Below are 9,553 nucleotides of genomic sequence, written 5' to 3' on the forward strand. Positions count from 1 at the left end.
GGAAATGTCAAAAACATGTGTGGGATCGGACACGGTCGCATAACGCGGGAGGCAACAACGTGAGGCGCCGTTCTAGGCTCCGTGCGGGACCTGGACGGGTAGGACGATCTTGGTACGGGGGTGGCCACGCCATGCCGGCGACCGTCGGTAGACGAATGGACCGCCTCGCCCCAGTCCACCGCGTGACCCGTGGGATCGATCGCAGGACAGTAGTACGGACCGGCATCGTGGCCGCCGTCGCCTACGCCGCATGGCTTGCCATCGGCACGTTCGGGCGGCCGTACAACTTCTTCGACATGAAGATCTACCACGGCGCCGTGGTGTGGTGGGCGAGCGGCAACGAGCTGTACGACTTCATCGCACCCTCGACGACCCTGGGTTTCACCTACCCGCCCTTCGCCGGCCTGGTGATGCTGCCGATGTCCTGGCTGCCGGTCGACGCCGCCGGCTGGCTCAACGCGCTGGGCAGCATCGGCGCGCTGGCGGTCGTCCTGGCTGCGCTGCTGCGCCCGATCGTCGACCGGCTGGGCTGGTCGCTCTGGTTCACCGTCGGTATCGCCACGCCGATGGCCGTCGCCATCGAGCCGGCCCGGGAGACCGTCGGCTACGGCCAGGTCAACCTGCTGCTCTTCGCCCTGATCATGGCGGACCTGGTCGGCCTGCGCTGGCGGGCGAAGCGGGGCACCCACTACGACAGCGCCGATTCGGCGCTGGCCCGCTTCGTCTACAGCGGCGCCTGGGCCGGCGCCGGCATCGGCCTGGCCACCGCGGTCAAGCTGACACCCGCGCTCTTCATCGCCTACCTGATGATCACCCGCCAGTGGCGGGCCGCGCTCACCGCGGTCGGCACCACGATCGGCGTGACCCTCGGGACGTTCGCGCTGGTCGGCCAGGAGTCACGGACGTACTTCGGCAGCGTGCTCTGGCAGACCGAACGGGTCGGCGCGGCGGACATGACCCCCAACCAGTCACTTGCCGGCCTGCTGGCCCGGCTCTACGACTCGATCGAGACGCCCGGCCTGCTCTGGCTGGCCTTCTCGGTGCTGATCCTGGCCCTCGGACTGTCCCGGGCCGTCGCCGCCCGGGCCGACGGCGACGAACTGACCGCGTTCACCCTGGTCGGGCTCACCGCCAACGTGATCAGCCCGATCTCCTGGTCGCACCACCTGGTCTGGGTCATCCCGGCGATCATCGTGCTGGCCGATGCCGCGGTCCGCCGCCACGAGGCGAGCCGTGGCCTGCTGCCCCGAACCAGCACTCCGTCGGCCGCCGGTGGCGTGCCGGGGGTCACCGCGCTGCGCCCGCCGATCTGGTACCCGACGCTCACCGGGTTGCGGCACGCCGTGGCCGCGATCGGGCTCTACCTGCTCTTCGTGATCTCGCCCATCTGGCCGTACGAGCACCAACTCCCCGAGGTGTCGCACTACCAGGACGGCCTGTTCGGCGCGCTGATGGAGAACTCCCTGGCGATCGCCCTGATCGTGCTGGTCGCAGCGCTGCCCTGGCGGCCGGGCGCGGAACCGGCGTTCTACCACGACCGGCTGGCCCGGGCCGCCCAGCTCACCGGCCGCCGCTGACCGTCCCGCCGGTCAGGGGCAGTTCACCCACTCCTCGGTGCCGTCGGCGAAGACCTGCCGCTTCCAGATCGGCAGTCGCGCCTTCACCTCGTCGACGAGGCGGGCGCAGGCCGCGAACGCGGCGGCCCGGTGGGCGGTGCTGACCGCCGCGACGAGGGCCACGTCGCCGATCTCCAGCGGACCGATCCGGTGCGAGACGGCCACCGCGTAGACGTCCGGGTCGGCGGCGATCTCGGCGGCGACCTCGCGTAGCACGGTCTCGGCGCTGGGGTGGCCCTCGTACTCGAGGCTGGTCACCGGGCGGCCGTGGTCGTGGTCGCGGACCACCCCCTGGAAGGAGACCACCGCGCCGGCCCGCCGGTCGGCGACCGCGGCCTCGTGGGCGGCGAGGTCGAGCGGCTGCTCGGTGACGGCGCCGTGGGCGATGGTCCCGGCCGGGCTCACCATGTCCGCTCTCCGGGGGTCAGCGGCAGCGGTACGACCGGCACCCGCGCCCCGGCCTCGCCGCTGGTGCCGGGGCGGATGACCGCGAAGCCGTCCGCGCCGGCCAGGCCGCGCAGCATCGCCGAGCCGACGTGGCGTACCGGATGGGCGGTGCCGGCGGCCCGGTCCAGCCGGACCAGGGCGAGATGGGTGTGGTCGCCCCGGCCGGGGACCGGTTCGGCGAGGGTGGCGTGCGGCAGCGCCGGCATCGGTCGCCCCTGGAGGCCGGCGAGCAGCGGCGCGACCAGCGAGACCAGCGCGACGATGGCGGACTGCGGGTTGCCGGGCAGGCCGGCGACGAACCGCACCCGGCCGTCCGCGTCGACCAGCCGGGCCAGCAGCATCGGGAAGCCGGGGCGGACCGCGACGGTGTTGACGACGTAGTCGGCGCCCAGCGCCTCCAGCGTCGGGTGCAGGTGGTCGACCGGCCCGTGCATGGTGCCACCGGTCGTGCAGACCAGGTCGGCGTTGGCGAGGGCCGCGCGCACGGCGGCCACGTGGGCGGGGAGGGTGTCCGCCACCGGACCGACCACGTCGGCCGGGCGGACCTGGCAGCCGTACCGGCGCAGCCAGGCGGGCACCGCCGGGCCGAGGGCGTCCCGGACCCGGCCGGCGGCCGGCGGACCGGAGGTCAGCAGCTCGTCACCAAAGACCAGCAGCGCGGCGCGTGGCTGCCGGCGGACCCGGAGGGTGTCGTAACCGCAGGAGGCGGCCAGCCCGATCAACGCCGGGTCGACCGGGGTGCCGGCCGGGAGCAGTTCCTCCCCGGCGTACGCCTCCTCGCCCGGCTCGCGCCACTCCGCCACGGGCCGGGGCGTGCCCGCGACCCGGCGGTCGGCGGTCCGGGTGGACTCCTCGATCCGCAGGATCGCGGTGGTCCCCGCCGGGACCATCGCGCCGGTGGCGATCTCGACGGTGGTGCCGTCGGCGGCCAGCGGCGACGGGGTGTTCCCCGCGAGCACCCGCCCCACGACCTCCCACGGACCGTCTCCGCGCACCGCCCAGCCGTCCACGCTGGAGGTCGGGAACGCAGGCAGGTCCGTCCGGGTGGTCAGCGGCTCGGCGAGGGTGTGGCCGTCGATGCCGGCGAGCGGCCGGTTGACCGCGGGCAGCGCGGCGGCGAGGCCGACCGCGTACACCCGGGAGCGGGCCTCCTCCCAGCCGGCCGGCGGCGGCGCGGCGACCTGGGCCGCCGCGGCTGCGGTTTCCGTGCTCATCCGGCGAGCCTATCGCCGGGGCGGCGGGCGCGCGCCGTCAGTGGTCGCCGCCGCGCAGCTGGTCGACGGCGTGGCGGAGGATCGGCCCGAGCACGGCGAGCCCGTCCTTCGCGCCGCCGGTCGAGCCGGGCAGGTTGACCACGAGCATCTGACCCGCCACGCCGGCGACCGCGCGGGAGAGCGCGGAGGTGGGGACCCGGTCCCGGCTGTGCGCCCGGATGGCCTCGGCGATGCCGGGGATCTCGTAGTCCAGCAGGGCCCGGGTCACGTCCGGCGTCCGATCGGTCGGGGTGATGCCGGTCCCGCCGCTGGTCACCACCACGTCGACGCCGTCGGCCCGGGCCGCGCGCAGCGCCTCGCCGACCGGGTCGCCGTCCGGCACCACGACCGGCTCGTCGACCTGACAGCCCAGCTCACGCAGGCCGACGACGAGCATCGGACCGCTGGTGTCGGCGTAGACCCCGGCGGCCGCCCGGTTGGAGGCGACCACCACCCGGGCCCGGATCACGGCCGGTCCTCCGGCCGAACCCACTCGCCGGTCTTGCCGCCTTCCTTGCGGAGCACCCGGACCGCGTCCACGCTGGCCGCCGGGTCGACGGCCTTGACCATGTCGACCAGGGCGAGGCCGGCGACGGCCACCGCGGTCAGCGCCTCCATCTCGACCCCGGTCCGGTCGGCGGTCCTCGCGGTGGCGGTGATCTCCACCGTGTCGCCGGTCAGCCGCAGGTCGACGGTGACCCCGTGCAGGGCGATGGGGTGGCAGAGCGGGATCAGGTCGGGGGTGCGCTTGGCGCCCATGATGCCGGCCAACCGCCCGACGGCGAGCGCGTCGCCCTTGGGCAGGCCGTCGCGGCGCAGCAGGTCGACCACCTCGGCGGTGGTGCGGAGCCGGCCGGCCGCGACGGCGAGCCGACCCGAGACCGGCTTGGCGGAGACGTCGACCATCCGGGCCGCGCCGGCCGGGTCGACGTGGGTGAGCTGCGCGGGTTCGGTCACGGCCGCGAGCCTATCTTTCGGGTACGACGCGTGCCGCGATCCTCGGGAGGAGCGCCGCAGATTCGTGTTCCGGCGCACTTCCCCTGATCCGTTCCGACAGTCGAACTGAAGTATGGATGAGCGGCCGTAAGGCACCCGGCAGACTGATAGCCGAGCAAGCCCGCCGAACACCCAACTCAGCACCACAGCGTTCCGCAGCCGAGCGGATACAGAAAGGGATGCAACAGGCGCTCTCCGCACTCATGTCGTGGACAGGCTGTGACGAATGGTCGCAGGATTCCCTAATGTTGAGGATACCGACATTTATCCTCACGTACTAGGCGTTATCTCACTTAAGCTGCTTTTCATTCAGGTAGCCAAAACGCCAAGGAAATGCATCCGACAAGCAGGGCGGAGGGCAGTCGACATGCGCGGCAACGAATGGGGCTGACATCGGCACGGGACTTACCGGCCGACGGAGTGTACGGTCCGACTACAGGCGCGGTAGTCAGCCGGGAGCGGAGTGGCACTTTCCAGGCGACGCGAGAATGAGACCGAACGACGGCTCCGGCTGCTCGTCGGTCTCGTCGTCGTTGCTGCCTCGATCGTCGCGCTGGCCTCCGTTCGCCTGATCTTCACGTCCGCCGCACCCCACACCAGCTACGACATCGCGACCCTCGTGATGCTCATCTTCATGATCGCCGTCGGCCACTTCGTCAAGGCGCGGATACGGATCAGGTCCACCAGCCACCTCATCAGCTGGACCGAAACGGCCATCGTGATCGGGGTGGCCATCGCACCGACCCCCTGGGTGGTGCTCTGCACCGGCGCGGGCATCGCAATCGCGTCGTACCGGCTGCCTGCGATGAAGCTCGCGTTCGGCGTCGGCAAGAACATCCTGGTGGCGTGGGGAGCCGGATCAGCGCTGGCGCTGGTGCACTGGACTTGGCAACCCATGGCTCCACTCCGCACGGCGTCGCTGCTCGCCGTCGCCTATCTCGTCGCCGCGACGATCGACGAGGTTCTCCCCATCCCGGTCATCGCGCTGGCTTCGGGCACGAAGATTTCCCGACAGTTCCGTAGCAACCTGGATCTCCGCCTAGCCGGATACGGCGTGCGCTTCGTCGTCGCCGTGAGCACGCTCGTCATTCTCCGAGCGGACACCCGGCTGCTGCTCGCCGTTCCTCCACTTGTGCTGAGCCTGCACCTGGCCTACTCCACCCGGATCCGCACCCGCACCGAACAGCAGGCCTGGCAGCGACTCGCCCGAACCACCGACGCGCTCAACGTCGTCAACCTCGACGAGGTGTTGACCACCGCCGTCACCCAGGCAGCCGAACTGTTCTCCGCTGACGAGGTCGAAATCGAACTGCGCGACGCCGGTCGCACCATCCGTGGCACTGGTGCTGCCATCCGGTACGACGGACCGACCGGCGAGCCGAGCACGGTCGACGGGACGGTGGTTCCGGTCCCGCTGGAGGGGCACGACCGGTCCGTCGATGTGGGCGTGCTGCGGCTGCGGTTCGCCGGCCCGGTCGAGCTCTCCGAGCGGGAGCAGTACACGCTGCGTACGTTCGCCTCCGCGCTCTGCACCGCGGTCCGCAACGCGCAGGCGTACGCCGAGCTGGCCCGGATCGCCGAGGAGCACGCGCACGCCGCCGCGCACGACGCCCTGACCGGGCTGGCCAACCGGCGCCAACTGCTGGACGAGGGCACCGAGCAGCTCACCAACCGGCACGCCGACGGAGTGACCGCGCTGGTGCTGATCGACCTCAACCACTTCAAGGAGGTCAACGACACGCTCGGGCACGGCGCCGGGGACCGGGTGTTGATGCAGGTCGCCGACCGGGTGCGTGGGGCCACCCGCCCCGGCGACCTGGTGGCCCGGCTCGGCGGGGACGAGTTCGCCGTACTGCTGCGGGGGCTGCCGGCCCCGGCGGTCGCCGCGCACCGCGCGGAGGCCCTGCTGGCGGCCCTGCACGAGCCGCTCGACCTGGACGGCATGCGGATCAGCGTGGAGGCCAGCGGCGGTATCGCCGTCGCGCCGGCCACCGGCGGGATGACCGAGCTGCTGCGCCGCGCCGACGTGGCGATGTACCAGGCCAAGCGGGCCGGCCAGCGGATCTCCACGTACGCGCCGACCCGGGACACCGCCGACCTCGGCCGGCTCACCCTCGGTGGTGAGCTACCCCGGGCGGTGGCCGACCACGAGTTCACCGTCAACTTCCAGCCGATCGTCGACCTGGGCAGCGGCGAGGTCACCGGCGCGGAGGCGCTGGCCCGCTGGCACCACCCCACCCACGGCATCATCGATCCGCTTCGCTTCCTGGAGGCGGTCGAACGCTCCGGCCTGCTGCCCGCGTTCGCGGAGGCGATCCTTGACCAGGCGCTGATCGCGGCGGGCAGTTGGCGCGCCGCCGGCTTCGACCTGCCGGTGTCGGTGAACGTCTCGCCACGGAGCCTGCTCGACGCCCGCTTCCCCGGGGCCGTGCTGGCCCGGCTGCGGGCGCACGACCTGCCACCCGACCGGCTGGTGCTGGAGCTGACCGAGACGCTGACGCTCAGCCAGCTCGACGTGGTCGACCGGGTGCTCAGCCGGCTGCGCGACTCGGGCGTCCGGCTCGCCCTCGACGACTTCGGCACCGGCTACTCATCGCTCTCCCTGCTCTCCCGCATCCCGGTGCACGAGCTGAAGATCGACCGCAGCTTCGTGACCGCGATGGAGACCTCGGCCGAGGCCGCCGCAGTGATCCGGTCCACCCTGGACCTGGGCCGCAGCCTCGACCTGGCCGTGGTCGCCGAGGGCGTGGAGAGCGAGCCGCAGCGGCGGGCGCTCTGGGAGCTGGGCTGCGCGGCCGGGCAGGGCCACCTCTTCGCCCGGCCGCTGCCGACCGGCTCGCTGCTCGCCGCCCTCCAGCGCGGCGCGGGCGGGCGGCCGGGCACCCTGGCGCCCCCGCTGCACGACGCGGGCGCGGTGATCCGCCTGCCCGGCCGCCGCCAGGCCGGTCGCGGCCGGCCGTCCGGTGCCCCGACCATCCCTGGCCAGACCGCCGACGAGCCCCGGCGGCGCTGACCCGGGCGGCCACCGTCTGCGAGACTGGCCGGCGTGACCGCCACCCTCCAACGGACGTTCCGCAGCCGCCGGCACTGGCCGGCCCTGGACTCCGCCGCCGGCGGCCTCGCCCTCGACCTCGGTCTGTACGCGGTGTCGGCGGCCTTCGCCGCAGTCACCGCCGCCACCTCCACCCTCGCGCCGCACCGCGCCTGGGGGGCGATCGCCGCCGGTGGCTACCTGGTGGCGGCGCTCGCGGTGACCGGCCAGCTCCTGGTCCGGCGGCACCGGCCCGACGCCGCTGCCACCGGGCTCGCCGTTCGCGCGGCGGTGACCGCCTTCGCGTGGGCCACCGCGACGCTGCTGCCGCTGGCGGTGCTGAGCATCCAGCGGGCGGCGGGGCGTACCGACCGGGCGCAGGAGGAGGTGGTCGTCGTCGAGCACGCCGGGGCCCGGCTCGCCGAACACGGCACCCCCTACCTCGGACATGACGCGATCGCCTCGCTGCCCCCCGCCGAGCAGTTGCTCGGCTACACCCCGTACCAGCCGGGAATGGCGCTGTTCGGGCTGCCCCGGGCGGCCGTCGACGCCTGGTGGACCGACTCGCGGGTCTGGTTCGCCCTGGTCACCGCGCTGGTGCTCGCCCTGGCCGTGGGCACCCTGCGTGGCCGGCCCGCTCCGGCGCCGGGCCGCCGGGACGCCGCCGTGCTGCGCGGCGTACAGGCGGCCACCGTGCTGCCGGTCTGCGCGCTCACCCTCGCCACCGGCGGTGACGACCTGCCCGTACTCGCGCTCTGCCTGCTGGCCCTCGCGTTCGCCGCCGCCGACCGGCCCGGCCGGGCCGGCCTCGCGGTGGGGGTGGCCGGCGCGCTGAAGCTCTTCGCCTGGCCGGTCGCGGCCGTCCTGATCTTCTGGGCGGCCACCCGCCGGGCCGGCGTCCGCACCGCCCTCGGCGCGGTCGGGCTGCCGGTGGCCGCGCTCCTGCCCGCCCTGCTGGTCGACCGGGACGCCCTGGTGGAGAACGTGCTGCGCTTCCCGCTCGGACACGGGCTGGTGACCAGTCCCGCGCAGTCCCCGTTCCCCGGCCACCTGATCGCCACCCTGCTGCCCGCCGGCCGGGTGCTCGCCGCCGCGCTGCTGGTGGCGGTCGGGGTGGCGATCGCCGTCCGGCTCGTCCGCCGTCCGCCGCGCACCGCCGCCGCCACCGCGCTGATCGGCGGGTACGGGCTGCTCGCCGCGATCCTGCTGATGCCGTCGACCCGCTTCGGCTACCTGCTCTACCCGCTGGCCCTGCTGGTCTGGGCCCCCGCGCTCGCGCTCGCCGCGACCCGGGCCGCCGACAGCCCGGCGGCTGCCCGCTGACCGGATTTCCCGGCAAGTGCCGGGCGGAGGACGCCGGCAGGGCGTAGACCTGAGGACATGACCACGTATCGCGACCGGACCGAGGCCGCCGAGGTGCTCGCCGACCGACTCAGCGAACTCGCCGGGCAGCCGGACGTCATCGTCCTCGGGCTGGTCCGCGGCGGTGTCCCGGTGGCCCGGTTGGTCGCGCAGCGGCTCGGCGCGCCGCTGGACGTGCTGGTGGTCCGCAAGCTCGGCATGCCCTGGGCGCCCGAGCTCGCCTACGGCGCGCTCGGCCCCGACGGGGTGGAGGTGCTCAACGAGAGCATCGCCGGCGGGCTGAGCGAGAGCGACCGGGCCGAGGTGCGACAGCGGGAGCAGGCCGAACTGGACCGGCGGGAGAGCCGCTACCGCGCCGGCCGGCCCCCGTTGGACCTGCGCGGGCGCACCGCGGTCATCGTCGACGACGGCCTGGCCACCGGGGCCACCGCGCGCGCCGCCGTGCAGGTCGCCCGACACCTGGGCGCCAGCCGGGTGGTCGTCGCCGTCCCGGTCGGCTCCGAGCAGGCGTACGAGATGCTGGTCGCCGAGGCCGACCAGGTGGTCTGCGTCCAGACCCCGCCGGACTTCGGCGCGGTCGGCGCGTACTACGACGACTTCCACGAGGTCTCCGACGACGAGGTGGCGCAGATGCTGACCGCCACGGCGTGATTCCACCGGGTACCTTCGATGGCATGCAGCTCACCTGCCCGAAGTGCCACGGAGACATGCGCCAGTACGAGCGCAGCGGCGTCATCATCGACCAGTGCGGCGAGTGCCGCGGCATCTTCCTCGACCGCGGTGAACTCGAGAAGCTCTTCGAGGCCGAGGCGAACTGGAACCAGCAGCACACCGCCCCCGCGCAGGCG

9 protein-coding genes are annotated in these 9,553 nt (G+C 73.6%); 5 read left to right on the plus strand and 4 right to left on the minus strand.

Annotated elements, in window-relative coordinates; translation table 11 throughout:
- The first annotated feature begins 131 nt into the window (after positions 1–131).
- Positions 132–1,577, plus strand: coding sequence for a glycosyltransferase 87 family protein (locus tag SLP03_RS04730; protein ID WP_319459265.1), 1,446 nt, complete (start codon positions 132–134; stop codon positions 1,575–1,577).
- A 12-nt stretch (positions 1,578–1,589) separates the two neighbouring features.
- Here SLP03_RS04730 and SLP03_RS04735 read toward each other — a convergent pair whose 3' ends face one another.
- The 4 genes from SLP03_RS04735 to moaC are packed head-to-tail and all read right to left on the minus strand — an operon-like array spanning position 1,590 to position 4,273.
- Positions 1,590–2,024, minus strand: coding sequence for a molybdenum cofactor biosynthesis protein MoaE (locus tag SLP03_RS04735; RefSeq protein ID WP_319459266.1), 435 nt, complete (start codon positions 2,022–2,024; stop codon positions 1,590–1,592).
- Positions 2,018–3,277: a molybdopterin molybdotransferase MoeA gene (locus tag SLP03_RS04740; RefSeq protein ID WP_319459267.1), complete on the minus strand. Its 1,260-nt coding sequence runs from the start codon at positions 3,275–3,277 to the stop codon at positions 2,018–2,020. The genes SLP03_RS04735 and SLP03_RS04740 overlap by 7 nt, the downstream gene beginning before the upstream one ends.
- 37 nt (positions 3,278–3,314) lie before the next feature.
- Positions 3,315–3,785 carry a MogA/MoaB family molybdenum cofactor biosynthesis protein gene (locus SLP03_RS04745; RefSeq protein ID WP_319459268.1) on the minus strand — a complete coding sequence of 157 codons (471 nt, stop codon included), beginning with the start codon at positions 3,783–3,785 and terminating at the stop codon, positions 3,315–3,317.
- Positions 3,782–4,273, minus strand: coding sequence for a cyclic pyranopterin monophosphate synthase MoaC (gene moaC / locus SLP03_RS04750; RefSeq protein WP_319459269.1), 492 nt, complete (start codon positions 4,271–4,273; stop codon positions 3,782–3,784). Before moaC ends, SLP03_RS04745 begins: the two co-directional genes overlap by 4 nt.
- A gap of 502 nt (positions 4,274–4,775) precedes the next feature.
- Here moaC and SLP03_RS04755 point away from each other — a divergent pair.
- The 4 genes from SLP03_RS04755 to SLP03_RS04770 form a co-directional block, all read left to right on the plus strand.
- Complete coding sequence (locus SLP03_RS04755) at positions 4,776–7,325, plus strand: bifunctional diguanylate cyclase/phosphodiesterase (RefSeq protein ID WP_319459270.1); 2,550 nt, start codon at positions 4,776–4,778, stop codon at positions 7,323–7,325.
- A gap of 33 nt (positions 7,326–7,358) precedes the next feature.
- Entirely contained in the window at positions 7,359–8,666 is a 1,308-nt protein-coding gene (locus tag SLP03_RS04760; protein WP_319459271.1) for a glycosyltransferase family 87 protein, read from the plus strand.
- Between the two features lie 57 nt (positions 8,667–8,723).
- On the plus strand, positions 8,724–9,356 hold the full coding sequence (locus tag SLP03_RS04765) for a phosphoribosyltransferase (RefSeq protein WP_319459272.1): 633 nt from the start codon (positions 8,724–8,726) through the stop codon (positions 9,354–9,356).
- Positions 9,357–9,379: 23 nt separating this feature from the next.
- Positions 9,380–9,553 (plus strand): zf-TFIIB domain-containing protein (locus tag SLP03_RS04770; RefSeq protein ID WP_319459281.1); only part of this gene is annotated, 174 nt, incomplete at its 3' end.

Origin of the sequence: Micromonospora sp. RTP1Z1 (genome assembly GCF_033804685.1) — a bacterium.
Lineage (GTDB): Bacteria > Actinomycetota > Actinomycetes > Mycobacteriales > Micromonosporaceae > Micromonospora.

Excerpts from the sequence above, each read along its gene's own strand:
- SLP03_RS04740 (WP_319459267.1), bottom strand. The coding sequence starts at position 3,277 with ATGAGCACGGAAACCGCAGCCGCGGCGGCCCAGGTCGCCGCGCCGCCG.
- SLP03_RS04765 (WP_319459272.1), top strand. The coding sequence starts at position 8,724 with ATGACCACGTATCGCGACCGGACCGAGGCCGCCGAGGTGCTCGCCGAC.
- SLP03_RS04735 (WP_319459266.1), bottom strand. The coding sequence starts at position 2,024 with ATGGTGAGCCCGGCCGGGACCATCGCCCACGGCGCCGTCACCGAGCAG.
- SLP03_RS04730 (WP_319459265.1), top strand. The coding sequence starts at position 132 with ATGCCGGCGACCGTCGGTAGACGAATGGACCGCCTCGCCCCAGTCCAC.